Origin of the sequence: Pseudarthrobacter sp. MEB009, assembly GCF_030208875.1 — a bacterium.
In the GTDB taxonomy this organism is placed as follows: domain Bacteria; phylum Actinomycetota; class Actinomycetes; order Actinomycetales; family Micrococcaceae; genus Arthrobacter.
Map to the genome: position 1 here is coordinate 80,198 of NZ_JARVTC010000017.1, position 24,587 is coordinate 104,784.

At 67.0% G+C, this 24,587-nt stretch carries 29 protein-coding genes; 19 read left to right on the forward strand and 10 right to left on the reverse strand.

Going from position 1 to position 24,587, the window contains the following annotated elements; all coding sequences use genetic code 11:
• Position 1: 1 nt before the first annotated feature.
• Complete coding sequence (locus tag QRN07_RS17465) at positions 2–547, forward strand: GNAT family N-acetyltransferase (protein ID WP_285241750.1); 546 nt, start codon at positions 2–4, stop codon at positions 545–547.
• 160 nt (positions 548–707) lie between these two features.
• Here the strand turns inward: QRN07_RS17465 and QRN07_RS17470 are convergent, their stop codons facing one another.
• Positions 708–1,301 (reverse strand): DnaJ family domain-containing protein, encoded by a 594-nt coding sequence (locus QRN07_RS17470; RefSeq protein WP_285241751.1) that lies wholly within the window; start codon positions 1,299–1,301, stop codon positions 708–710.
• Positions 1,302–1,435: 134 nt separating this feature from the next.
• Between QRN07_RS17470 and QRN07_RS17475 the strand changes: the two genes are divergently transcribed.
• Positions 1,436–3,910, forward strand: a complete 2,475-nt coding sequence (locus tag QRN07_RS17475) for a beta-galactosidase (protein WP_285241752.1) — start codon at positions 1,436–1,438, stop codon at positions 3,908–3,910.
• Between the two features lie 110 nt (positions 3,911–4,020).
• Here the strand turns inward: QRN07_RS17475 and QRN07_RS17480 are convergent, their stop codons facing one another.
• Positions 4,021–4,518, reverse strand: a complete 498-nt coding sequence (locus QRN07_RS17480; protein ID WP_056601250.1) for an SRPBCC family protein — start codon at positions 4,516–4,518, stop codon at positions 4,021–4,023.
• A gap of 12 nt (positions 4,519–4,530) precedes the next feature.
• Entirely contained in the window at positions 4,531–4,863 is a 333-nt protein-coding gene (locus QRN07_RS17485; protein ID WP_050685076.1) for an ArsR/SmtB family transcription factor, read from the reverse strand.
• A gap of 83 nt (positions 4,864–4,946) precedes the next feature.
• Between QRN07_RS17485 and QRN07_RS17490 the strand changes: the two genes are divergently transcribed.
• Positions 4,947–5,717 (forward strand): Type 1 glutamine amidotransferase-like domain-containing protein, encoded by a 771-nt coding sequence (locus QRN07_RS17490; protein WP_285241753.1) that lies wholly within the window; start codon positions 4,947–4,949, stop codon positions 5,715–5,717.
• A gap of 125 nt (positions 5,718–5,842) precedes the next feature.
• Here QRN07_RS17490 and QRN07_RS17495 read toward each other — a convergent pair whose 3' ends face one another.
• Positions 5,843–6,577, reverse strand: a complete 735-nt coding sequence (locus tag QRN07_RS17495; RefSeq protein ID WP_285241754.1) for a GAF and ANTAR domain-containing protein — start codon at positions 6,575–6,577, stop codon at positions 5,843–5,845.
• A gap of 387 nt (positions 6,578–6,964) precedes the next feature.
• Positions 6,965–7,117, reverse strand: coding sequence for a hypothetical protein (locus QRN07_RS17500; protein WP_285241755.1), 153 nt, complete (start codon positions 7,115–7,117; stop codon positions 6,965–6,967).
• A 342-nt stretch (positions 7,118–7,459) separates the two neighbouring features.
• Here QRN07_RS17500 and QRN07_RS17505 point away from each other — a divergent pair, with 342 nt between their 5' ends.
• The 16 genes from QRN07_RS17505 to QRN07_RS17580 all read left to right on the forward strand — a co-directional run bounded on the left by QRN07_RS17505 (position 7,460) and on the right by QRN07_RS17580 (position 20,241).
• On the forward strand, positions 7,460–7,657 hold the full coding sequence (locus QRN07_RS17505) for a hypothetical protein (RefSeq protein WP_050685073.1): 198 nt from the start codon (positions 7,460–7,462) through the stop codon (positions 7,655–7,657).
• Positions 7,658–7,846: 189 nt separating this feature from the next.
• Positions 7,847–8,689 (forward strand): CPBP family glutamic-type intramembrane protease, encoded by an 843-nt coding sequence (locus tag QRN07_RS17510; protein ID WP_285241756.1) that lies wholly within the window; start codon positions 7,847–7,849, stop codon positions 8,687–8,689.
• A gap of 114 nt (positions 8,690–8,803) precedes the next feature.
• Entirely contained in the window at positions 8,804–9,283 is a 480-nt protein-coding gene (locus tag QRN07_RS17515; protein ID WP_050687939.1) for an Asp23/Gls24 family envelope stress response protein, read from the forward strand.
• Positions 9,280–9,471: a DUF2273 domain-containing protein gene (locus tag QRN07_RS17520; RefSeq protein ID WP_050687940.1), complete on the forward strand. Its 192-nt coding sequence runs from the start codon at positions 9,280–9,282 to the stop codon at positions 9,469–9,471. The genes QRN07_RS17515 and QRN07_RS17520 overlap by 4 nt, the downstream gene beginning before the upstream one ends.
• The gene (locus QRN07_RS17525; RefSeq protein ID WP_197273625.1) at positions 9,468–9,890 is read left to right on the forward strand and encodes a hypothetical protein; all 423 of its coding nucleotides are present in this window, start codon (positions 9,468–9,470) and stop codon (positions 9,888–9,890) included. Before QRN07_RS17520 ends, QRN07_RS17525 begins: the two co-directional genes overlap by 4 nt.
• Positions 9,891–9,892: 2 nt before the next feature.
• Positions 9,893–10,474 carry a hypothetical protein gene (locus tag QRN07_RS17530; protein ID WP_285241757.1) on the forward strand — a complete coding sequence of 194 codons (582 nt, stop codon included), beginning with the start codon at positions 9,893–9,895 and terminating at the stop codon, positions 10,472–10,474.
• Positions 10,471–11,082, forward strand: a complete 612-nt coding sequence (locus QRN07_RS17535) for a hypothetical protein (RefSeq protein ID WP_285241758.1) — start codon at positions 10,471–10,473, stop codon at positions 11,080–11,082. Before QRN07_RS17530 ends, QRN07_RS17535 begins: the two co-directional genes overlap by 4 nt.
• A 53-nt stretch (positions 11,083–11,135) precedes the next feature.
• Positions 11,136–11,366, forward strand: a complete 231-nt coding sequence (locus QRN07_RS17540) for a CsbD family protein (RefSeq protein WP_285241759.1) — start codon at positions 11,136–11,138, stop codon at positions 11,364–11,366.
• 87 nt (positions 11,367–11,453) lie between these two features.
• Positions 11,454–12,038 (forward strand): RNA polymerase sigma factor, encoded by a 585-nt coding sequence (locus QRN07_RS17545; protein ID WP_285241760.1) that lies wholly within the window; start codon positions 11,454–11,456, stop codon positions 12,036–12,038.
• On the forward strand, positions 12,035–12,643 hold the full coding sequence (locus QRN07_RS17550) for an anti-sigma factor (RefSeq protein WP_285241761.1): 609 nt from the start codon (positions 12,035–12,037) through the stop codon (positions 12,641–12,643). The genes QRN07_RS17545 and QRN07_RS17550 overlap by 4 nt, the downstream gene beginning before the upstream one ends.
• Complete coding sequence (locus QRN07_RS17555) at positions 12,640–13,086, forward strand: hypothetical protein (protein WP_285241762.1); 447 nt, start codon at positions 12,640–12,642, stop codon at positions 13,084–13,086. Before QRN07_RS17550 ends, QRN07_RS17555 begins: the two co-directional genes overlap by 4 nt.
• 283 nt (positions 13,087–13,369) lie before the next feature.
• Complete coding sequence (locus tag QRN07_RS17560; protein WP_285241763.1) at positions 13,370–15,547, forward strand: HNH endonuclease signature motif containing protein; 2,178 nt, start codon at positions 13,370–13,372, stop codon at positions 15,545–15,547.
• 121 nt (positions 15,548–15,668) lie between these two features.
• Positions 15,669–16,403 (forward strand): class I SAM-dependent methyltransferase, encoded by a 735-nt coding sequence (locus QRN07_RS17565; protein ID WP_050685593.1) that lies wholly within the window; start codon positions 15,669–15,671, stop codon positions 16,401–16,403.
• Between the two features lie 103 nt (positions 16,404–16,506).
• Positions 16,507–17,532, forward strand: a complete 1,026-nt coding sequence (locus QRN07_RS17570) for a LacI family DNA-binding transcriptional regulator (protein WP_285241764.1) — start codon at positions 16,507–16,509, stop codon at positions 17,530–17,532.
• 147 nt (positions 17,533–17,679) lie between these two features.
• The gene (locus QRN07_RS17575; protein ID WP_050685591.1) at positions 17,680–17,985 is read left to right on the forward strand and encodes a hypothetical protein; all 306 of its coding nucleotides are present in this window, start codon (positions 17,680–17,682) and stop codon (positions 17,983–17,985) included.
• Between the two features lie 36 nt (positions 17,986–18,021).
• Positions 18,022–20,241, forward strand: a complete 2,220-nt coding sequence (locus QRN07_RS17580) for a penicillin acylase family protein (RefSeq protein WP_285241765.1) — start codon at positions 18,022–18,024, stop codon at positions 20,239–20,241.
• 31 nt (positions 20,242–20,272) lie between these two features.
• On the opposite strand, the gene QRN07_RS17585 is transcribed toward QRN07_RS17580, so the two are convergent.
• The 5 genes from QRN07_RS17585 to QRN07_RS17605 form a co-directional block, all read right to left on the reverse strand.
• Entirely contained in the window at positions 20,273–20,452 is a 180-nt protein-coding gene (locus tag QRN07_RS17585; RefSeq protein WP_050685589.1) for a hypothetical protein, read from the reverse strand.
• Between the two features lies 1 nt (position 20,453).
• On the reverse strand, positions 20,454–21,050 hold the full coding sequence (locus tag QRN07_RS17590) for a hypothetical protein (RefSeq protein WP_231686057.1): 597 nt from the start codon (positions 21,048–21,050) through the stop codon (positions 20,454–20,456).
• 428 nt (positions 21,051–21,478) lie between these two features.
• Complete coding sequence (locus QRN07_RS17595) at positions 21,479–22,519, reverse strand: NAD(P)-dependent alcohol dehydrogenase (RefSeq protein WP_050685587.1); 1,041 nt, start codon at positions 22,517–22,519, stop codon at positions 21,479–21,481.
• Positions 22,520–22,587: 68 nt separating this feature from the next.
• On the reverse strand, positions 22,588–23,250 hold the full coding sequence (locus tag QRN07_RS17600) for an SDR family NAD(P)-dependent oxidoreductase (RefSeq protein ID WP_056598278.1): 663 nt from the start codon (positions 23,248–23,250) through the stop codon (positions 22,588–22,590).
• On the reverse strand, positions 23,247–24,551 hold the full coding sequence (locus tag QRN07_RS17605) for a multidrug effflux MFS transporter (RefSeq protein WP_285241766.1): 1,305 nt from the start codon (positions 24,549–24,551) through the stop codon (positions 23,247–23,249). The genes QRN07_RS17600 and QRN07_RS17605 overlap by 4 nt, the downstream gene beginning before the upstream one ends.
• Positions 24,552–24,587 lie beyond the last annotated feature (36 nt).

Consider the following 24,587-nt stretch of genomic DNA (forward strand, 5'->3'; position numbering starts at 1 on the left):
GATGCAAACCCTTGAGACCGCCCGGCTGCGGCTGCGCCCGTGGGAGCCTGGCGACGCCGGTTTTGTCCTGGACCTGTATTCGCGCTGGGATGTGCAGCGGTTCATCGGCAGCACGCCGCGGGTGATGGTCGATCCAGCCGAGGCCACCGAACGGATCAACGCGTGGCGCACCATGGACCACCCCGTCTATGGGGTCTGGGCTGTTGAAGTGAAGGAGGCCGGGACCCTGGCGGGCACGCTGCTGCTGAAGTCCATTCCGGCGTCCGGACCGGTCCCCCTGCAGCCGTCCGGAGATACCGAGATCGGCTGGCATTTCCACCCGGACGCCTGGGGCCGGGGCTACGCCACGGAGGCGGCCGCAGCTGTCCTAGCGTACGCCTTCGGGCACGGGCTGCCGGCCGTTGTGGCGGTCACCAACCCGGCCAACGCCGCGTCGCAACGGGTCTGCGCCCGCATCGGGCTGGCGCATCAAGGCCGGACCGACAGGTATTACAACGCCACCTGCGAACTGTTCGGGCTGCAGGCACCCGGCACCGAACGGCCCTGACCGCGTACCCGCCGGCTTACAGCAGCGGCACTTGCCGCGGGTCCGACGACGGCGCCGCCACCCGCCGTCGTCCGCCCACTTACGTGGAACCCCGCCGCAGCCGCTGCCACCAGGACCGGGATGGTTTCAGGGCCGCCGACACCCGCCGTAGTCCGCCCACTTACGTGGAACCCCGCCGCAGCCGCTGCCACCAGGACCGGGATGGTTGCGGTTCCGGTGGCTGGTCCACGGTCCGGGCGGTACGGCGCTGCCGCCAACGCTCCACTTCCGTCTCCACGTCGCGGGTCATCGTGACCACGGGCGGGCCGCCCTGCAACTGCCGGCGCGCGTCCACCACCCGCCGGTTGAAGTCCAGGACCAGGTCACGGACCTGCTGCTCCGAATACTGGGCATCCAGTTTGGTGTCCAAGTCGGCGTCCTCGCTGCGCAGCACAATGGCCGCCGGCCCCATGCCGCTGATGTTTTCGCGCTCCAGGAGCCCTTTGACCCACCAGTCGGGGTCGTACTGCTCACCCAGCCCCGGGATGGGTTTGCCCGCGTACTTCAGGTTGTCGAACTTGCCCTGCGCCATCGCATCCCGGACCAGATAGTCAGCCCGGGCCGCATCGCCCACCTTGCTGCGCTTCTGGCGTTCGGACTCTTCGCGGGCCGCCAGGGCGGTCTCCTCCGCAGGGGTGATGCCGGCGCCGCGGTAGGAGCGCGCTTCCGCCGCCCGTTCAAGGCGCTTCCGGAATTCCGCTGACCCGTTGCCCATACCTGCACCCCCTGCCTCGATCCGGTTTCCTGCCCTCCAGTATTTCGAAGCAGGCCGCAAGGTTCAACGGCTTGCCGCAGACCGACCGGGAAAGCGCTTCCCGGCACCGCTTTTCCTGTGGAATACTCGGTGCCATGCCCAACCACACCAGCAGCCCGGCTGCCCTGCACGTCGTCCACCAGCCCTGGGAAACCCCGCTGACCGAGCCCGACATGAGCAACACCGAGGACCGGCATAAGCGGTACCGGCTCACCAACCGGCACGTCGAAGTTGATGGCGCACCGGCCATTCCCGTGTCCGGTGAGCTGCACTTCAGCCGTGTCCCCCACCGGCATTGGGAGGAGCGGTTGCGCCTGATGAAGGCCGGCGGAATCACTGTAGTGGCCACATACGTGTTCTGGATCCATCACGAACCCGACGCGGGCCGGGCTGGCTTCGCGGACAACCTGGACGTGGCGGCGTTTGTAGCCCTATGCGCGGAGGTGGGCCTGGACGTGGTGCTGCGGATCGGCCCGTGGTGCCACGGTGAGGTCCGCAACGGTGGCTTCCCGGACTGGGTACAGGCGGCGGACGTGCAGCACCGCACCGACGATCCCGCCTACCTTGCCCTGGTGGAAGCCTGGTTCGGGCTGCTGGGCCGGGAATTGAGCCCCCTGGTGGGTGCCGGCAGCAACGTGATCGGCATCCAGCTGGAAAATGAACTCTACGACCAGCCCGGTCACCTCATCACCCTGAAACGGCTGGCCCGGGCAGCTGGCTTGTCGGCCCCCATCTGGACCGCCACGGCCTGGGGTGGCGCGGAGCTGCCCGAAGGCGAGGTGCTGCCGCTCTTCGGCGGGTACGGCGACGGTTTCTGGGTGGATGCGGATGCTCCGTGGGATCCCACGTTCCGCGAGCACTTCTTCTTCAGCCATTCCTGGGACGACCCCGGCATCGGCGCCGACCTGCGCGAACACCTGGGCGCCGGTGGTCCGGCCGCCGCTCCCAGGGCTGCGTCGGCGCTTTTCCCGCCCGCCACCTGCGAACTGGCAGGCGGAATGGCTACCGCCTACCAGCGCCGGCCCCGGCCGCAGGGCGCGGACGTGGCGGCTGTGGCGGCCAACAAGATCGGCAACGGCTCCGCCTGGCAGGGCTACTACATGTTTGCCGGCGGCCGGAACCCCGGTGACGGGCTGCAGGAGTCCCAGGCCACCGGTTACCCCAACGACCTGCCGCGTTTCGACTACGATTTCCACGCCCCGATCGGTGCCACCGGCAGGCTGGCCGGCAGTTTTGCCGCGCTGCGCAGGCAGCACGCGTTCCTGGCTGCGTTCGGCGACCGGTTGGCACTGATGCCGTCGTCCCTTCCCGCCGTTATGCCCGCCGGGGTGGACGACTCCGCCACCCTCCGCTGGGCCCTCCGCAGCGACGGCTCCGCCGGCTTTGTTTTTGTTACCTGGCACCAGCCGCACGTCCCGCTGGACACCTGCCGGGGCGCGCAGTTTGAGGTAACGCTCGACGCCGGGACCGTCACCTTTCCGGCGGCGCCAGTGGACATTCCCGCCGGCACCATCGCCTGCTGGCCGGTGAACCTCACGGTGGCCGGCGTGCGGATCGACTGGGCCACAGCTACTCCCCTGACCATCCTGGATCCCGGTTCCACAGTGCCCACCCTGGTGCTGGCCGCCGGGCACGGCATCCCGGTGGACCTGAAGTTCGCGCCGGAAACGACTGTCAGCAGCATCGATCTCCATAACAGCGTCCCTGGCGGCCCGGCCGGGAAGCACCAGGCAGGCGGCCTGGCTTCGGGCGCCGGTCTCGCTTCCGATGCCGGTCTTCTTCCCGAGGCCGGTCTTCGTCCCGGTGCTGACGGGGTCTGGCGGGTGTCCCCGGCGGAACCGCAGCTTCTCACCGCCGTGGACGGGAGCCGCACGCTGGACATCCTGGTGCTCCCCGCGGAGACCGCGGACCAGGCATGGGTGCTGGCCGGGGAGCTGGTGCTGTCCGACGAGCCGGTGTGGACGGTGCCCGGCGGCTTGGCCGGGCGTTCACAGGGCCGGCCGTCGCTGCAGCGGTACAGCCCCGACCGGCGCGGATTCGCCGGAGTGGATGTCGCGGTGCCTCTGCCGGCGGAGGCAGAGGTTCCCGGATTCCAGGCCGGCAACGACGCAGTTCCAAGGGTCGTGCCAGCGGTCTTGACCCGGGTTGCAGCGCCGGTACCGGCGTCGTTTGGTTCGGCAGCCAACCGCGCGGCGGCACCGTCGCCGGAGACGATCGCCGAACTGGCCGCGGAGTACTCACTGTCCTTCCCGGTGGAGGGGGTGGACGGGCATCACACCGAGCTCGAAATGGAGTGGGCGGGTGATGTTGCCCAGCTCCTGGTGGATGGGGTGCCCGTGGCGGACAGGTTCTGGGACGGTTCGCCCTGGGTCCTGGACCTTGCTGACGCAGGCATCACTCCGGGTTCTGCCGTAACCCTGCAGATCCTTCCGCTTCATGCGGAGGCGCAGGTGGGCTTGCCGGTCGAGGCCCGGGTCCGCCGCGAGGCCACCGACGGTGACCTCGCGGCCCTGGACTCAGTCCGCCTGGTCCACTGGCACCGCTGGCTGGAAGCGGGTGCGGGCCAGTAGCGCCGCGTAGCGGGTGCCGGCCAGTAGCGCCGCGTAGCGGGTGCCGGCCAGTAGCGCCGCGTAGCGGGTGCCGGCCATTAGCTGCGCGTTGCCATGCCAGCGCTCAGCGGTCAGGCGTTTGCGTGTTCGGCAAGGATGGCGTCGATCTGCCCCATGGCCTCGGTCATGCCTTCCTGCATGCCCATCTGGACCATCTGTTCCATCTGCTCTTCCGATTCGAAGGTGGACTGGACGGTCATCCGGGTCCGGTCCCCCAGCGGTTCCAGGGTCACGGTTGCCCGGGTGATACCCATGTCACCGGTGGGGTTTCCGTCTTCATCCGCGAAGCCGTCGTCAAAGGCGAGCCGGGCGGGCGACTCGACGTGCGTGAACTCCCACCAGCCGTGAGCCTTGGTGCCGTCCGGCCCGGTCATATAGTAGTTAGCCTTGCCGCCGGGAACCAGATCAAGCTTTTCGAAGGTGGCAGGCCAGGTGGGCGGTCCCCACCAGCGCTCCAGCTGGCGGGGGTCGGCCCAAAGCTCCCAGACGCGCTCCACACCGGCCTCAAACTCGGCTACCAGCGTGAAGCTTAGGGCTTCCGGATTTTTGGTGGAACTGATGACTGACATGGCATTGCCTTCCTACTCTTCTGCGAGGATGTCCGCGATCCGGGCGGCCCGTTGCCGCCAGACCTGTTCATATTCATCGAGCAGCCACCGGGCTTTCTGCAGGCCTTCATGGTTGCCCCGCACAATCTGCTCCCTTCCGCGCTTCTCCTTGGTCACCAGGGAAGCCCGCTCCAGCACCGCCACATGCTTCTGGACTGCGGCGAAACTCATGGCGTAGAGGGCAGCCAGGCCGGAAACCGAATATTCGGTGACGGTTACCCGCCGCACGATGTCGCGGCGGGTGGAATCGGCGAACGCCTGGAAGAGGCGGTCCAATTCGGTTTCTCGGAGCTGATCTACAACCATTTGGTTGTACGATATTCCTTCTCCCACCCCATGTCAATGGTTTTTTCCACCAAGGCGTGCCGGCGTCCGGTACGTTGAGGGCCATGGGCATCTACCTAGCGGGATCCACTCCGGATCCGGGCAGCTTTCCCGCCGTGTTTGACCACTTTGTCCGCGCACTTCCGCACCACCGGCCAGCCCGGATCGCTTTGGTGCTCCACACAGCGGGCAGGGATCCGGCCGGAGCCCTACCCGCCTATGTTGATCCGCTGGGGGCGCGGATTGCCTGCGAGGTGGTTCCCGTCCTGCTGCGGCAGGACGGGACGGCCGGGGCCGTTCGCCCAGCCAGCCCCACTTCCTTCCACAACGTGGACGCCGTGATGGTGGGCGGCGGACTGACACCCGCCTATCTGGCCGGGCTCAGCGGGTCCGGTGCAGAAATTTCGCGATTGGTGGCCGGCGGTGCGTCCTATCTGGGCTTTTCCGCGGGGGCGATGGTGGCGCCGGGTGCCGCGCTCATCGGCGGCTACCGCATCGACGGCGTCGAGGTCTGCGATGCGGGATGTTCCGAGGGCCTGGACAACGTCGAAGTCCGCGCCGGCTTGGGACTGGCACCGTTCACTGTGGACGTGCACGCCGCCCAGGCAGGTACCGTGAGCCGGGCGGCCGGCGCCGTTGCCGCCGGACTGGTGGACCGGATGGTGGCCCTCGACGAGGGTACGGCACTGGTGCTGGCAACACCCGAAAACGCGGATTACGAGGTACTCGGCACCGGACGGTGCTGGGACTTCCGGCGGGAGGACGTGGCGGGCGGGCTGCCCGCACGGGGCGCGGCCGCCGTCGTCAGCCTCCACATGGCCGGGCACGGCACCTAACAGCAGCATCCGGCGCGGCCGCCGTCGTCAGCCTCTGCATGGCCGGCAAGATACCTGACAGCAGTAGCCGCCGATACCGAAATATGATCCCAGCACAACCCAGTGCTGCCGGGATCTACTGACGACTAAGTGTCGAAGTGGGTCCGGACGGGACTGCCGGAAAGCTGCTCGATCAGTTCCTTGGCAACATCGCGGAGCTTCCGGTTGCGGTTGCCGGACACTTTGGTGAGGATGGCCATGGCTTCCTCCTGGGAACACCGGTTCTGCGCCATGATCACGCCGCAGGCCAGGTTGATGGCGGTCCTGCTTTCCAGGGCGGCCTCCAGGTCATCGGCCCTGCCCTGCACTGTCCGGAGCCGCACCGACAGCTGCAGGGTGTTGCTGGCTGCAGCCGCGAAGGCCTCTGCTTTTTCGTACACGTCGGGACTGAAGGCGTCTGGCCTTGTGGCGAAGAAGTTCAGCGCTGCACCGGCACCCCCACTGATCTCCAGCGGGACACCAAGGGTGCTATGGATGTTGACGTCCAGGAGTTTCTGCATATACAAGGGCCAGCGGGCATCCAGGGACACGTCAACCACCAGGACGGTGGACATTTCCCGCAGCGCCATGATGCAGGGGCCATCGCCCAAGGCCTGCTCCACATGGTCCAGCTCGATGGCGCGGGCGCTGCTGCCGGCAGCCGTGACGGGACGGCGGTGCAACTTCAGGGTGATGGCGCACTCAATGGTGTCCCCGGCCGCCTCCGAGACAGCCGCCGCAGCCATGCCGGCCAGGCCGGAGAGGAATTCGACAGCATCGTCGGCACCCACCAGGATCTCCTGCAATTGCGCTGCGGTCTGGCTATCAATGGAACTCGACATAGAGCCATCCTACTGTCGCCCCGCCCACAGGACGGCGGAACCAGGGCAGCGGACCTGGTGCCCTGGTTGGCGTCACGGGACTGGCCCGCATCCCCAACCCGGGCAGGCCCTGCGCACCCGGTCCACAGAGCTGGTGCCTGACCTCCGGGGAGCGCCGCTGGGAACCTTATTTCCTGGCCGCAGCCGCCACCGGGGCCCCCGTCCATCCTGGCCGCCCCGGTGGACCTCAACGGGGATGCAGAAGAGGTGCTCATCCTGAATTCAACACCCACTTCGACGAGTGGGCGCGTCCCGGCAACCGCGGCACGCGGAACTGCGGCCACACATGGAGAAGCAGCCGGCTTCGAAGACGAAACCGGCTGCTGCGTCCTGTTGATGGTGCGGGTACTAAGCCCGGGTTTTACGCTTCAGCCAGCCCCAGACGCCAGTGGCGACAAAGAGGACCAGGCCGACGATGGCCAGCCACAGCAAGCCCTTGACGACGAACCCGAGGACTGAAAGAACCAGCCAGATAATAAGCAGTGTGATGATAATTCCCATGCCTGAAGCATATGCCTTGGCACCGGGCACCACACCGTCGGCTGATCTCGGGGCCGCCCAACGTGATCAGTCTCACCCGCAACAAACCCCTTATAGGTTGAGCCGCCAATTCCTGGTTCTGCACTATTGAAGAACAGTGCGGAACGTTCCAGCCTGTCCGCGGCAACCCGGGACCGCCGGTGTGCTTGGTCACATCAGCCCCAAAACGGTTGCCATCGGCAAGCCGGGCAGGCACCATTGAAATATCGGGAACGCGCTTTCCCGCACTTTTGTCCTCACCGTCGAGGACACGGCCCCGGCCCTGCGCCGAGCCGTCCACCAGCAAGAAATGGAAGTTGAATAATGACGTTCGATGCCACTAACTCCGTGACCCTGAAAATCTGGGACAAGGCCGCCCTGCACCACACCATTGATTCCGCGGTCAGCGACATGTCCGCCCTGCACAACACCACCACCTGCGGCATCGCCGTGACCTGCAGCGGCCCTAACACCTTCACGCTGAGCCTCCGCCACGACGCCAAGGTCCTCGCCTCCGTCTAAGCGGCCACAACGGACCCGGTTGCCACGCAACTGAAGCGGACGACGCCGGCACCTCCCGGCGTCGTCCGCTTTCCTTTTTCGCCGCCGGGCTGCGTCCGCACCGCCGGGCCGCAGCCCCGCCGTCGTTGCCTCTGGTCCGGGCCGAAGCTGCAGCAGTAGAGTCGATGGCACCAGACTCGGGGGGTCACGATGAAAAACCAGCCACACCGGGCCGGAACCGGACCCGCGGACGCGCTGAAGCTGTTCCCCGCGCCACCGGCGCTTGCCCCGGCGGCTCTTGTGGCGGCGTCGGGCTTCCTGCTGTTTGTCCGGGAGGACCGCCCTTTTGGATTTTTGCTGCTCGGGGCGGCGCTGATCACCGCAGGATTCCTTAGCCGCCGCCTTCTGGTTGACCTGGCCCTCGTTGCGTTCGGGCTTACTGCCATGAGCCTGGTCCCGATCACCACGGACATCAGCACCGCGCACATGATGGTGATGGGCACGGCAATGGTCCTGGCCGTTGGCGTCCCCTATGCGGTCTCACGTTTTGTCACCCGCGAGCACGCCATCCGCTTTCCGGTCCGGACCGGGAAGCCCTGGACACGGGCGGAGAAGTGGTATCTCCCGGCGGTCCTGGTGATCGGCTACGCCCTGATGCCCATGTACATGGTGCGGACCGGCGTCTACGCCAACTGGCCTGCGGTGAGCGACCCCGAGGGCATCGGCCGGCTGTTCCTGGGCACCAACGTGCTGGGAATCTGGGACGAGCTGTTTTTCATCTGCACGGTGTTCACCCTGCTGCGCCGCCATCTTCCGGACTGGCAGGCCAACCTGCTGCAGGCGGTCCTCTTTACGTCGTTCCTCTGGGAACTGGGATTCCACGCGTGGGCACCGTTTTTCATCTTCCCGTTCGCCCTGCTGCAGGCCCGCCTGTTCACCATCACCCGGTCTTTGTCCTACATTGTCAGCGTCCACCTCCTGTTCGACTTTGTGCTCTTCCTGGTCCTGATCCACGCGCACAACCGCGAGTGGATCAACATCTTCATCTACTGACCCCTGCAACGTGATGGGCGTCACGCAAATCCGTGCGTGACGAACCGGGCCCGGGCTGCGTCTTTATCTGTGAAGGCGCAAACAGCCTCCCCGACGAACCTCAGGAGTGACACGATGACCACGCAGCCGCAGACCCCTTCCGACGTACAGAAGAAGACCACCGCACCGGGCCATGAGCTCGCAGCAGGCGAAGGCCACGACGGCCGCGGCAAGACCACCGTGGCGGACGGCGTTGTTGCCAAGATCGCCGGCATCGCCATCCAGGAGATCGAAGGCGTCCACGCACTGGGCGGCGGGGCAGCCCGCGCCTTGGGCAACCTCCGGGAGAAGGTGGGCCAGAAGGACCTCACCCAGGGCGTAACCGTAGAGGTGGGCCAGACCCAGGTTGCCGTGGACGTCACCCTGGTGGTGGAGTACCCCCACCCGCTGCAGCAGGTTGCCGACCGCGCCCGCGACGCTGTTTACACCGCCGTCGAGGACCTGGTGGGCATGGAAGTCACCGAAGTGAACATCACCATCACCGACATCCACGTAGCCTCCGAGGCAGATAACACCGACGACGACGACGCCCCGCGTGAGCCGAGGGTGGCATGACCCCGGTGGTGGCCGGCGCAGCCGCCGGCGCCGTCCTGGCGTACGTCGCCCTTGCCTTCGGGTTCTGGGGCTTCCTGCTGACGGCCTTGTTTATGGGAATCGGCGCGGTCCTGGGCCGCTCCGCCGAGGGCAAGCTTGATCTGGGCGGGGTGCTGGACGCGCTGCGTGGCCGGCGCTCCTCCTCATGACCCGCGCAGGCCACACCAGGATTGCCCCCGCCGCGCTGAAGCACACTGTGGAAGCTGTGGCAGCCGGAGCGTTCGGGGTGCCCCCCGGGCAGGTGGCGGCAGCGCTGGACGACGACGCGGGCAAGCTGGGCGTGGCTCTGACTGTCCGGCTGCCAGCGCCGGCCCTGCTGGAGCGGGGCCTTGAGGCAACCCACCGGCATTCGGCCTTTGAACAGGCGCACATTGCCCGGCTCAAGGTCTCGGTTGCCTGCCGGCAGATCACCGGGATGGAGCTGGGCCGGATCAACATCCGGCTGGCGGCCGCCAAGCGCCGGCAGGTCCCGGACTCCAGGGTGGACAGCGGCTCCGCAGCACCCGGATCGGGGTCCCGCAGCGCTGACGACACGGCTGTCGACACCGATCTACTCGAGAGGAGGTAACCATGGGACAGGCCCGAACCAACAAACGGATCATCCGGCGGGAGACGCACTCATCGCGCGCCCGGCTGTCAGTGGCCGTTGCCCTGCTGGCCCTGTGCTTCTTTGCCTGGCTCGCCGCCGAAAGCGTCCTCTCGCTGTTTGGGCAGGACGCCCTCCTGGCCAGCCCCGGCCAGCTGGCGGCGCAGGTGGTTGCCCTTCCGCAGGCTGTCCTGCCGGGCGCTTTGGCTGCGGCCGGCGTGGCGGTGGCCCTGCTGGGGCTGCTGGTCCTGCTCGCCGCCGTCAAGGGCGGCCGGCGCCCACGCCGTTCCATGGACAGTGACCGGGTTGCCCTGGTGGTGGACGATTCGGCCATTGCCGCAGCCGTTTCCCGGAAGGTGCGCCTGGCGGCGAACCTGGCCCCGGAGCAGGTGACCACCACGGTAGGCAAGCGCTCCCTCCGCGCCCTAGTACGGCCGACGTCGGGCGTTGCCATTGACCGCGAGGCCCTCACCTCCGCCGCCGTCAGCGAAGTGTCCTCCTACGGGCTCACCAGGAACCTGCGCACCGACGTGCGCGTCTCACCGGAAGGGGTGACGGGCCGATGAACCGCACCAACAGGGCCTTGAACCGGCTCCTGCTCGCACTTGCGGGAATACTGCTGGCCGCCGTCGGTATCCTAACGGCCGGCGCCGCACTTAACCCCCTCGTCAGGGACGGCTGGACCCGCTTTACCGGCGCGGCCGTTGACAGGTGGCAAGCCATCCAGGCCTCGGCGCCCCTGCAGGATCCGCTTGGCAGTTGGTGGACCGTGGCCCTCGTGGCCGCGCTGGTGCTCCTGGCAGTGCTGTGCATCGTGTGGATGACGCGGCAGGGCGGCGGCAGGAGCCGAACCGGCGCGGAGGACAGCGACGCCGAGCTCGGGAACACCGCCGTCGACATCTCCTATTTGGAGGCTGCCCTGGATGCGGCACTGGCCGGCAGCAACTCCATCGTCGGAAGTTCCGTCACGGCGTGGCGGGGATCCGGCCGGGGCCCGAGCGGCCTCCGGCTGATCCTCCAGACACGGCGCGGAGCCTCCCCCAGGGACGTGGCCGATACCGCCGAAGCCCTGGTCCGCTCAATTGACGGGCTGTTGGGCCATCACACCACCGTTCTGGTCCGAATAGCCACTGGAACAAGGACCAAACTGACCGGCGCCCTTCGCACCGACTGATCCTCTGCACCCACTGATCAGCCCCGCAGGAAACCAAGGAAAGGAACATCATCATGGGAATTGATAACAGGCTCACCAATGCAGCAACCAACCACCTCGGTGCCGCCAAGGAAGGCCTCGGCAGGCGGACCGGGGACCGGGAACTGGAACGCGAGGGCCAGGGCGACCAGGCGCAGGCCAAGATCCATGATGCGGGCGAAAAAGTGAAGGACGCCGCGAAGGACATCGGCGGAAACCTCAAGGACGCAGCAGCCAAGATCAAAGAAGGCTTCGCCAAGCACTAGGCCCCTCGAGCGGCGGGTCCGCGGGGCATTCCGTGGGCCCGCCTGCCGTTGTTCCGGCGTTCGCGCCAAGAGTGAAAGCAGAATCAGGTGACAGATCCCTTGGTGCCGGATCGGCTGGATTTGGTCCCCGACGCCCTCCTGGTGGGCCGGGCAGCCGACGGCGACACCGCCGCGTTCGAAACCCTGGCCCGCCGGTACGGTCCGCTGATGCGGGCCTGCGCGCGGAGGCTGACTGGATCGTATGCCGATGCCGACGACGTGGTGCAGGAAGCCTTGGTCCAGGCCTGGAAGCAACTCGATACGCTCCGCGAACCCGGCGCCGTGAAGAGTTGGCTCCTGCGCCTGACCGGCAGCCGCAGCATCGACTTCCTGCGGCGGCGGCGGAACCATACGGGCTTCGGTGACATCGACGAGGTCAGCGGCAAAGGGGACGTGGGCTCCCCGGAGGCCGGCCCCGAGGCCAAGGCGGTCCAGGGGTCCAGCATTGAGTCGCTGAAGGCGGCGCTGGCGCGGCTTCCCGAAGAGCAGCGCCGTTGTTGGGTCCTCAAGGAATTCAACGGCCAGAGCTACGACCAGATTGCCCAAACACTGAACATCAGCACAGCCAGCGTCCGTGGCAGGCTTGCCCGGGCACGGATTACGCTGGTCCGTGAAATGGAGGAGTGGCGATGAGCATCCCCAACGACAACTTGGAGTGCGGGCACACCCTCGAGGAGCTGAGCCTATACCTGGATACGGACGAGTTTGCCGATCCGCGGCACCTGGAGACCTGCCCAGACTGCCGCAATGGCCTGGACTCCCTGCGGCGGCTCACGGCTGCCGGCAGTGAACTGCTGAGCAACGACCTGGCGGCGGCCGGCAGCGGCAACGACCAGTGGATGAAGAACATCCTGGCCAGCCTGAGGCTGGAACTGCGGCCGGGCCGGGATATCCCGCTCCGCTCCGATGACCCGGCGGACCGGCTGACGGAAACCGAGGGGTCCGTGTTCGCCCTGATCCGGTCCGTGGCGGACGCGACTCCCGGGGCCGTGGCTGGAAAGGTGCGCCTGCACGGCGATGTAACAGTGCCGGGCGAACCGATCACTGTCAGCGTTGATCTTGCCGTGGCATTCGGGCATCCCTTCATGCGCAGCGCAGCGGCCCTCCGGCTGGAACTGGCCAAGGCCCTGGCGCGGCACACGGAGCTGAACATCGCCGGGATCGACATCACCATCACCGACGTTATTGAACCGTCCGCGGCACAGGCCCCGGACCCCGCCCCGCAGGAGGAATCATGAGCACTCCCGTACAGCCGTCCGCTGCCGATGGCCTTCCAGGTCAGCGCACAACTTCCGACGTCCAGCTGCCCGTGGACCTGCGGCGGGTCATCCTTGCGGTGCCAGGGGTGACCGAGGTCTTCCCGTCGCGGCCCCTGTGGCAGCGGCTGCCGGCGCGGGCCGCGGCGCTGATCACCAGCGATGAGCCGCAGGACCAGGACCTCCCCTTGGTGGAAAAGCGTTCCGACGGCGGTCCCACGGAGGTTTCCGTGCGGATTGGCGTCAGTGCGGGAAAGTCCGGGGCGCCAGGGCTGTCTGGTGCGCCGGGGACGCCGGGGATACTCGGGACGCCGGAGGTTGCCCGGGCGGTGGCGGCCGCTGTACGGAACCATTTTTCTCCTGAGCAGGTGGTGGCCAGGGTCTCCGTGGTGCGGATCGCCGGCGACTTCCTGACAGGCGGTTAGTACCCAACCTTTTAGGCGCGTACGACGGCGGTGCATGGGGTGCGGTGCCGGCGTTCTCCTTTGGTGTTGGCTGGCCTTATGCCGGCTGGGTTTTGTGGCTGATCAGATTGTCGTACCCCTTCCCTATGCTGGGGTTATGGACGGCGAAGAGGCTCCAGGGACGGACGGCAGTGGCTCCGTTCCGGCTGGTCCCGGGGCTGTTTCCGGGGCCGGCTTTGGGGGCGATCCATCGGTCGCTTCCGGCTCCGACAGGATTGTCGTACCCCCTGCATATGCTGGGGTCATGGACGGCAACGAAGCTCCAGGCACGGACGGCAGGGACCCGGTTCCGGCTGCTTCCGGGGCCGTTGCGGGGCCAGTGGGTGTGGTGGTTGGCTCGCTCGCGGACGCCATGACGGAACTGAACGCCTTGGTCCAGGTCGCGGATGTTGCGTTGGAGGATGATTGGTCCGGGGAGGACCTGCTGGAGCGGGCCAAGGAAAACCGTTTACAGCGCCTGGGCGTGGTGCGACGGCTCGAATCCGAACTCGCGGCCGTCAAGGCCCTCACCATCGCCGAGTATGTCGGGATCGAGGACGCCCTCACCCCACCGGATCTGGGCATCACCCATCAACGGGCCCGGGAAATCTCCCTGATCGCTGAGGTCGGCGGGATCCTTGGTCTTGGGGCCGGGGCTGCGGCGGACCTGGTCAGCACCAGCTACCAGCTTGCCGCCACCCAGCCGCTGACGCTCGCGGCACTGGCCGCCGGGGAAATCACCTACCAGCACGCCCGGGTCCTCACCGACGAATGCACCGGCCTGCCCCACGCCGGGACCACCGCCCTCGAAACCCACTTCCTCACCCCCACACTCCCGGATCCCACCCTCCCTGATCCTGCACTCCCGGACCCGATCGATGTGGCTGATCCTGCAGGTGCTGACCCGGCAGGCCCACTCCTGACACCTGCCCCCGATCCGGCCGTCGGCAGTGTCCTGGCCGGGCGGTGTGTGGCGGCGGTCCTGGTCCCGGGACGGTTACGGGCCAAGGTGCGTTCCTGGCGCGAACGCCACCACCCCGAATCCATTGAGGAACGCCACGTCCGGTCGGCCGCGGACCGCAGGGTCGAGTTCACCCCGGCCCGGGACGGAATGGCCTGGCTCAGCGCCTGCCTCCCGGCCGCCTCCGCCGAAGCGATCCACAACCGGCTCACCGCGATCTCCCGCGGACAGCAAGGCCCCCACGAGACCCGCACCCTGCCCCAACGCCGCGCTGATAACCTCGTCGAAGCCCTCCTCACCGCCGGACTCACCCCCACAGAACACAACACCGCTGGCGCTGTCACTGGGGAAACCGCCTCTGGAACGGAGGCCGGATCCACGCCTGACGCTGCCACCAGCCCTGGGGCGCCGTTTACCTCCGCCAAGGCCTGGGGTGATGTTCCGGTACCCAGGGCGCAGGTCCTGATCACCGTCCCGGTCATGGCCCTCCTCGGAGCCACCGACGAACCCGCGATCCTCGACGGCTACGGCCCCATCCCACCCTCCATGGCCAGGGACCTCATCGCCAACGGCGCCGAATCCTTCCACCGCGTCCTGATCGACCCCCGCGACGGCGCACCCCTGGAAATCGGCCGCAAAAACTACCGCCTCACCCCCGCCATGCGCCACTGGCTCCGACTCCGCGACGCCAAATGCACCTTCCCCGGATGCAACAACAACACCCTCGACAACGACGCCGACCACATCCACCCCTGGCACCACGGCGGCACCACCGGCATCAACAACCTCAACCAACTCTGCCCCAAACACCACCACCTCAAACACAACACCACCTGGACCCCCACCACCGCCACCAAAAACCACCCACCCGGCTGGCTCTCACCCACCGGCCGCTACTACCCCGCCGAACACCCCGACCACGAACCACCCACCTGGCCCACCACCTGGACCCAACAACACCCCATACCCAACACGCCCCAACACCAAGCGCCAGAAACCCCAGCACCAGAACGGCAACAACACCAAGCGCCAGAGCAGCACGCCCAAGAAGCCCTGCCACCTGAACAACACACACCGGAACCATGCGCGCCTAGACATTCGGAACCACCAAACCCCCAGACATCCCAGCCGACAGCAGGAGATCCACATGCTCCGGCGCTGCATGTCCCGGAACAGTCCGCGTCCTGGCCCGAAGCGCAGACCGGTTTCCGTACGGGCGAAGCCCGCGGGAGATCCACCTCCACGGAAACGCTTGGCAGCACTCCTCGGAGGCCCGCTGCGAGGCCCCTGGAGTTCAAGCCCGCCCGGGATCCTGGCTCGGCACCCACCCTGGTGTGGACGCCGGGTGCAACTGGCCCGGTTCCGCACTTCGTTCCGCAGATCCCGAAGATCAGTCGGCACCATCGACGCCGGAGATGGCACAAAGAACTGTCGCCCTGCGAAGCAGCCGTCCAGCAGTGCCTCGACAGCCCCGGGAAATGAGAACGGAGAGGGCAACTGGACAACCGGGCAGCCGGGCAGCCGGGCAGCCTGGACAACCGGGCAGCCGCCCCAGGATCGCCCGGTCTACCCCACACGGATCAGCATGCAATAGCGTTGCTGCATGGCTTCACACCTGACCGACGTTCAACGGGCGGAGCTCTACGACCTCCAGAACACATGGGCACCCGATGACGAGTTCTTCCTGGCGACCGCCAACCAACTACCCACCAGCCGCATCCTGGACCTTGGCTGCGGCACCGGCCGGTTGACGTTGGCTCTTGCAGCTTCGGGACACACCGTGGTTGGGCTGGATCCGGATGCCGGCTCCCTGGCTGCTGCCAGGCGGAAGGACAAAACGTCAGCAGTGACCTGGGTCAACGGAACGTCCAGCGAAGTCGCCGCGGACGGCGGATTCGACCTCGTGGTGATGACGGCCCACGTCGTGCAGGCCATCCACGATAAGGAGGCCTGGGCCAGGACTCTGTCTGACGCCCATAGCGCCCTGGCCCCGGGCGGGCGGCTGGTCTTTGACTCACGCGACCCGGCTGCCCGCGCATGGGAACACTGGACACCAGGGAAAACGCGCACGTCCTTCACCTTGCCTGGCGGAAGCAAGGGCGAAACCTGGAAGGACGCAGGCCCCAACCAGGACGGGAAGGTGACAATCAGCGAACACGTCCATCTGTCCGGCCACACCGCGGCGGTCCATAAGTCGGTCCTCGCTTTCCGGACTGAGCAGGAGCTTCGCAGCGACCTCGGCTCCGCAGGGTTCACGGTGCAGCGGGTGTTCGGCGGCTGGCACAAGGAACCCGTGGGCGCCGGCCGCGGCGAATTAGTGGTCATGGCACGCCGGTAAGACTCCAGACGGAAGGACATGCCACCTCGGTCGGCCGCAACCACTAGGCTGGAGCGGATCCCTCCCGCAGGTGCGGGACTGTACCTGAAGGGACGCCATACCGATGGTGCAGGACGCATTTGAGCAAGGCCGGCCCAAGGCCGCCACCATCTACGACGTCGCCGCGTTGGCCGGCGTCTCCCATCAGACGGTCTCGCGCTACCTCAAGGACCGGAACACGCTCAAACCCAGCACCCTGGAGCGGGTCGAAAAGGCCCTGGCGGCGCTGGACTACACCCCCAACCTCGCGGCCCGGTCCCTGCGGTCGCGCGAGCCGTACCGCGTTGTGGTGGTAGTGCCCGAAGCCTCGCTCTATTTCCCTTCCAGGGTCCTCAAGGGCGCGGCGGCCACCGCCCACGGCAATGGCTACCGCGTGGACGTGGTTTCCATGGAGGGGACCGCTGAAGCGCGGTCAAAACAACTGAACAGCCTCCTCTCCGGCGAGGACATCGCCGGCATCCTGTCCTTCGTCCCGCGTCCCGACGGCGATCCCGGCGCCGGTTCCCGGGTCCCCTTGGTGGTGGCCGGCGAATACGACAACAGGATGCGCGCGCTCGGCAGCATTGCCGACGGCTCCCCTGCCGCGAGCATCGTTAAGCACCTGGCAGCCATGGGCCACCGGAACTTCTTCCACGTGGCAGGCCCGGACGGCTGGCCATCCGCCCGAAACCGCCACCAGGTCTACGAAGAAACCATCGCGGCCTTGGGCCTGAACTCCCTGGGTGTGGTGGCCGGGGACTGGTCGCCGGCTTCCGGCTACGCGGCGGGGCAGGTGGTGGCGGCAACAACGGACGTCACCGCCGTCGTGGTGGCAAACGACCAGATGGCCGTGGGCGTCATCCGTGCCCTGCATGAGCACGGCATCCCGGTCCCGGGCCGCGTCAGCGTCTTCGGCTGGGACGACACCCCCGAGTCGAAGTACCAGGTCCCATCCCTTTCCACGGTCCACATGGACCTCGAAGAACTCGGCGCCCGCAGCATGGCCGAACTCATCGCCCGGATCCGCGGCGAACAGTCCCCCGCCGACCCGCTGGAACTGCCACCCATGGAACTGATTTTCCGGGAATCCACGGGCCCAGTCCGGGCCTGAAGCACGCCCCGCCGTCCCACCGGTCGCGCGTCCAGAAGACCGCCGTCGTAAATTCCATCGCAACAATTTTGGCGCCCTGACCTGCGCACCCTATTCTGTTCTTAGCTAAGCCTTACCTAACTATCGACAGAGAGAAAGGGCACGAACATGGAGGCCATCCTGTTCCCTACTGCGCACAACAGCGACTACCTTTACGGGCTGGCGAGCCACATCTGGATGGGCGACGGCCTGTTCCCGTCAGCACACAACCGCCGCGACGCGTATGCCCTTCCGGCCTACGACATCAACGGCCAGTGGTTCTACCCCTCGCGGTACAACAACTTCCTGTCACCGCAGCTGCCCGTGTACCTGCTGGACGAAGGCTTCCTGATGTCCACCGGCCACGGCCCTGAAGAGCCCGGCCTGCCCATCTTCGAGGTCCGGTGCATGTGCCTGCCGCAGCTTCAACAGTGAAAATCACGACGCCGGCACGCGCCAGTGTGCCGCAGCATGCCTGCTGAGACATTCCGCGACGCCTGGGGCATCCCCCACCTCCGGGCGGATTCCGCCGTCGAACTCGCGTACCTGCAGGGGCAGAACGCAGCCTCGGACCGCTCGTGGCAGATCGAGATGGAGCGCTGGCGCTCTGAGGGCCGGACGGCTGAACAGCTGGGTCCGGAGGGCCTGCTGTGGGACCGGTTCGCCAGGCAGGCGGGGATCGACCACACGGCACGCCTTTGTTTCGAGGCCATGGACGCGGAAACCCGGGAGTGGTGCGCAGCCTACGTAGCCGGCGTCAACAACGCCCTGGAGTCCGGCCTGCGCGATGCTCCGGAGTTCCGTAACAGCAGCACCGCCCCGGACCGTTGGCAGCCGTGGACCCCTCTGGGCGTCTTCCTGGTGCACCACATCCTTTTCAGCACCTTCCCCAACAAGCTGTGGCGGCAACATGTTGCCACTGCCTTGGGCGCCGATGCAGTGGAGCTGTTCAGCATTGAGGCGCCGGTCTGGGCGGGCAGCAATTCGTGGGCAGTGGCGGGCGGCCTGACCGCAACCGGCGCCCCGCTATTGGCCGGTGATCCGCACCGGCTGTTGGAGTTACCCGGGGTCTATCAGCAGGTGCGGCTGGCCTGTCCGGAGTTCGACGCCGTGGGGCTGGCTTTCCCGGGCGTGCCCGGACTGCCGCACTTTGGCCACGCCGGCAAGGCAGCATGGGCTGTCACCAACGCCATGGCTGACTATCAGGATCTCTTCCACGAGCAACTTCGCCCTCACGGCAGTTCCACGCAGGCGCTGGGTCCCGACGGCTGGGAATCTGTGGTCAGCAGCCATCAGGAAATCATTCAGGTCCGTGGCGGCGAATCGGATTCGGTGGACGTTGTGGAGACACTGCGCGGGCCGGTCATTTCCGGCGGGGCCGACGGCGGGGCGCTGAGTTTGCGGATGCCATCGCGGGTTTTGCGGTCCCTGGGTTTCGAAGCCCAGCTGCCGCTCCTGCGCAGCACCTCGGCGGCAGACGTGGAACATGCCCTGGAACAGTGGGTTGAGCCCGTGAACTGCGTGCTTGCAGCAGACAGCGGCGGCGACGTCCGGCAGTTGGTTGCCGGCAAGGTCCCGATCCGTGACGCCCGCAACCGCTCCCATCCCGTACCCGGCTGGCTGCCGGAGCACCAATGGACCGGCAAGTGGGTGCAGCTGCCCCGGCAGGAAGTGTCCAGGCTGGCCGTAAACGCCAACGATCGGGAATCCGGCGGCGGCAGCCTGACGGGGCTCGAGTTTGCCCCCGCACACCGGGCCCACCGCATCCGCCACCTGTTGGAGAAGGCTGTCGCTGACCAGGGCGGCGGGGCAGGCACAGAGTCAGGGCGAGGGCCTGAGATCGGCGCCGGGTCAGGGCACGGGGCCGGTTCAGGGACTGAGCCAATATCCGGGCCCGGGCTGCGGGCCGGTCTGGACGCGGACCACATGCAACGTATCCACATGGACACCCGTCTGGGCTCTTGGCCCGCCCTCCGAACGGTACTGGCAGACCTGTGCAGCACGGACCTCCCACTGTCGGGCCCGGCCGCTGCCCTTCGGCGCCAACTGCTGGGCTGGGACGGGCACATGGATGCAGCAAGTTCTGTGGCCGGAAGCCTTGCCGCATGGCGTTCGGCCCTGGTGCTGGCCCTGGCGCGAGCCCCGCAGTTTGCCCCGCTGGCTGAACCTTCCGGGTATTCGGCGCTCTTCTCGCCCTGGTTGAGCCCGGTGGCCCGGGTGGGGTTTGCCCTGGAAACGGTCCTCTCGGACGGCATGCACTTCGGCATCGACGTCGCTGCCGCGGCCCGTCAGGCACTGGAGGAAACAGCGGCTGCACCAGTAAACGGGCCGTGGGGTGCCAACCACACCGTCCTGCCGTTGCACGCCCTGGCCGACTACCCTGCCAGCGGTGCGGTACCACCCGGTACCGCACCCACGCAGCTCTCCGGCGACACCAGTTGTGTGCTCTCCACTGAGAGCCTCCCGGGACTCAGTGACGGATCCTTCCGGGGACCGGTAGCCCGTTACGTGTGGGATCTGTCAGACAGGGCTGGAAGCCGGTGGATCGTGCCCTTCGGGGCAGCGGGCAACCCCCACGACCCCCACTTCCAGAGCCAACTGCCGCTGTGGGCTGCGGGCGACCTGATTCCCGTGGTGACCGACTGGGACCAGCTCACCAGGGACGACCCGCCCGCGGGGAGTGAGTCTTAGCCGGTCCCGGCCGGAGACACGGGCAGGTGGGCTACTCCTCGCCGTTGTCCTTCGCGTCGAGGTACTTGGCCATGGCCTCACAGGCCTGGTTCCACCTCGCGTTCAGCGCGTGCCGGCTCAACGGTTCGAGCATGCCGTCCAGGACTTTTTCCATTGCTGCATGTGCGGCATCCAGGGCCCGTTCCTGCGCCGCCGGCGTGTAGTAGTTCATGTCAGTTATTCGTTGCGGCGGCGGACGGGGATGGTGGAATGCTGCTGGGCATCGGCGCGGCAGGCCGTAGCGAGGTGATCATCCGCCGGATGTCCTGGTACTCGGTGGTGTCCATGTATTTCCGGGCCTGTTCCAGATAGGGCAGACCCGCGGCGCCGGGCACCACGTTGTTGTCCGGGTTGAAAAAGGCGCCGAACATGGCGGCGGTGGGCGGCCAGGTAAAGAAGTGGAAGATGGGGCACGCTGAGTCACCCGTGGCCGCCGGCACTGTGGTGATGCCATAGGCCGCGGCCGGGGTCTCAGCCGGTCCCGCTGCTTCAGCATCGCCTCTGGTTTCGAAAACAAACCTCGGCTTAACACCGTTCCGAGCCAGCACGGGAAGTTCCTGCAGCTCCAGCACCTCGTACGGGTACTTTTCCTGACAGGTGGAGCCCGTTGCCATGTTTGTCCGCAGCGTGGCCAGCGGCTTACCGGACTTATTGGTGACTTCCGCGAAGGCCCCGCCACCCTCAGGCAGTTCACCTGCCGGATCCCGGACGCTCCACGCCTCCGGATAGTCGAACGCCAGTTGCCCGTCCGCCGTCGTAAACGTCTTCAAGGAAGCCCTCGGGGCTGTGCTGGTTGAAGGGGATGTAGTTGAAGGCGCCGTGGTAGTTGAGGGGCCCGTGGTGGAAGGGGCAGTGGCGGAAGGCGAAACGGCGGGCGGTGAGGTGGCCTCGACGCTCGGCGGCACCGGTATCCCTACGGGGAGGGTCGACGTTGGCGTCCCGCCCTGCAGGCCGCATCCCGCGAGCGCCACACCCATCAGAATCATTGCGGGGAACAACCCGCCGGACCTTTTCATTTCACCCTCCAGAGAACGGGAAAACCTGTTCTCCCATTGTGGAACTGCGGCTCCGTTCCGGACCCGGCTCCAGGTCATTGCCGCCCAACCGTTGCGGCCGGTCACAAAAGGGCACCTCAGGTTAACGGACGACGGCGGCCCGGTACCAAAGGGAACCGAACCGCCGTCGCGCAACTCCTGGGTTAGAGGGTGGCGGTGTCGATCACAAAGCGGTAGCGGACATCGGAGGCGAGGACGCGCTCGTACGCCTCGTTGATCTTGTCGGCCGCGATGACCTCGATCTCGGCGCCGATCTTGTGTTCGGCGCAGAAGTCGAGCATTTCCTGGGTTTCGCGGATGCCGCCGATCATGGAGCCGGCGAAGGACCGGCGTCCGCCGATCAGGGCGAACGCGTTCACCGGAAGCGGTTCAGCCGGGGCACCCACGTTGACCAGTGCGCCGTCGAGGGACAGCAGCTGCAGGTAGGAGCTGATGTCGATCGAAGCGCTGACGGTGTTGATGATCAGGTCGAAGGACCCTGCCAGCTTCTCGAACGTCTCCGGCTCGCTGGTGGCGTAGTAGTGCTGGGCGCCCAGGCGCAGCCCGTCTTCCTGCTTCTTCAGGGACTGCGAAAGGACCGTCACTTCGGCACCCATGGCTGCGGCGATCTTGACGGCCATGTGGCCCAGCCCGCCCAGGCCAACCACTGCCACCTTCTTGCCTTCGCCGGCACCCCAGTGGTGCAGCGGGGAGAAGGTGGTGATGCCTGCGCAGAGCAGCGGCGCGGCCACGTCGAGGTCGATGCCCTCGGGAATGCGGACCACAAAGTCCTCGGTGACCACAACGTGGGTGGAGTAACCGCCCTGGGTGATGGATCCGTCGCGGTCAACAGCACCGTACGTGCCAACGTTGCCCTTGAGGCAGTACTGCTCTTCGCCCTTCAGGCAGTTGACGCACTCGCGGCACGAGTTGACCATGCAGCCAACACCGACGCGGTCGCCCACGGCGTGCTTGGTTACGGCGGAGCCAACCTCGGTGACGATGCCGGCGATTTCGTGGCCGGGAACCAGCGGGTACTGCTGGGGTCCCCAGTCACCGCGGACGGTGTGGATGTCCGAGTGGCAGATGCCGGCGAACTTGATGTCGATCAGGATGTCGTGGGCACCCACTTCGCGGCGCTCAATGGTGGTGGACACCAGGTCACCTGTGGCGGACGGCGAGGCAAAAGCTTTGACGGTAGTCATGATTCTCCTGTGGTGTTGGGGATAAAAACTGGAGGGTGTTCAGTTATTGGATCTTCGGTTCTGCCCTGTTATTCGAGCGGTGCCAGGAACGTCCGGAAGTCCCCGCGCTCCGAGTGCATCCGCCAAAGGGTTTCGGCAATTGCGTCGGGGTGGTGCGTGGGGTCTCCCCCACCGATTCCGCGGGGAATGATCAGTTGGCCCACGTGGATTCCCTCCGGGGCGAGGGCATCGTGGAGCAGTTGCGCGTAGGCACTCCCGCCGGCGAAGGCGATGGAGGTGCCGGTAACTGCCCCGTTGGGCCTGACCGCGCTGGCGCCGTTGACAAAAAGGACAGTTCCGCCGCCCAAAGTCCGCATGCCGGGGATGACCTGGCGTGCTGCGGTGACGGGACCGTAGATGGAAAACTCTACCGGCCCCACGAGGTCAGAGGCTGCGGTGTCCAGGACCGGAAGCATAAATTCCGGGGCGGGAACGGGGCTGTACTGGAGCACCTCCACCGGCCCCAGTGCTGAGGCGGCACGGTCAAGGGCCCCCTGCAGGGACCCCGGGTCCCGGACGTCGGCGGTTAAGCCAACAGCGTGAATTCCTTCGGCACTGAGGGTACCGGTGAGGGCGTCCAGGTTGTCCTGGTTCCGGGCCAGCAGGGCCACGGCATACCCTTCGCGGCCGAAGCGCCGGGCAACTGCGAGGCCCAGGCCTTTGCCGGCGCCGATGATGGCGATAGTGCTCATGGTGTTGATGCTCCGTTCTGTTGAAGGTTTCCGGGACCGGCGTCGGGATGGCTGTCGCGGCGGGCGTCCCGGCCGGTGTCGGGGCGTGCTTCCTGGCGGGCCAGGACCAGGAGCCCGAACAGCGACAGCAGCGCCCCGCCGATCATGAGCGCAGCCATGGGCACTGCAGTGTCGGTGCCGCCCAATCCCGCGATGGGCGCCACCACCCCTGCCGTGGTCCACTGCACCAGGCCCAGCACTGCGGAACTGGTGCCCGGATGGCTGGGGACTTCGGCGGAGGCGAGGGCGCCGCCGTTCGTGTTGATCAGGCCCTGCGCCACCATGAGTGCGAAAAAACTGCCCATCGCCACCAGCAGCGGGGTTCCCCACCACAGCGCGCCGGCCAGCATGGCCAGGCCCGCGGCGAGCGCGATGACCTGCCCGGTGAGGATCACTTTCCGCGTGGACACCCGCCCTGCCAGGCGTGCGGAGACCAGGGCTGCGATGGTCATCCCGCCGGCGTTGGCGGCGAAAACCACCGAGTAGGCCACCGGGGAGAGCCCGTTCATGTTCTGCAGGATAAAGGCGGACGTGGCCACATAAGCAAACAACGCAATAAAGGCCGACGACGCCACCACCACATAGCCAACAAAGCGGCGGTTGGACAGCACCACCTTCGCCGCCCGGCCGAATTCGCCCAGCCCGCCCGCATGCCGCTTTTCCGGCGGCATCGACTCCGGCACAATCAGCAAAGCACACAGGGCCATCAGGATACCCAGCGCTGCCAGGGTCCAGAACGTCATGCGCCAGCCCGTCAGCTGGAGGATGACGGCGCCCAGCAGCGGGCTGATGATCGGTGCCACGCCGCCGATTCCCATCACCACGTTGAGCACCCGCACCAGCTGCGGACCGTGGGCCAGGTCCACAATCACGGCGCGGCCGATCACCATGGCCCAGCCACCGCCAAAACCTTGCAGGAAGCGGGCGGCCATCAGGATGCCCACGTCCGGTGAGAGGGCGCAGGCGATCGAAGCGAGCGTCATCAGGATGGTGCCCGCCACCAGCGGCAGGCGTCTTCCTCGCTGGTCGCTGAACGGCCCGCCCACCAGCTGGCCAAGGCCCATGCCGGCGAAAAAGGTGGTTAGCGTCAGCTGCACGGCCGACGCTGTGGTTCCGAACTCGCCGGCAACCCGCGGGAACGCCGGCACGTACATGTCCGTAGCCAGGGGCGCCACAGCGGTCAGGAAAATCACCGTGGCCACCAGCGTAGCCGGGACAGTACCGGCCGACGGCGGCAAGGTGGAAGGGAATCGATTGGGCACCACCCCATCAAACAACCCTCCGCAAATCCTAGCGAG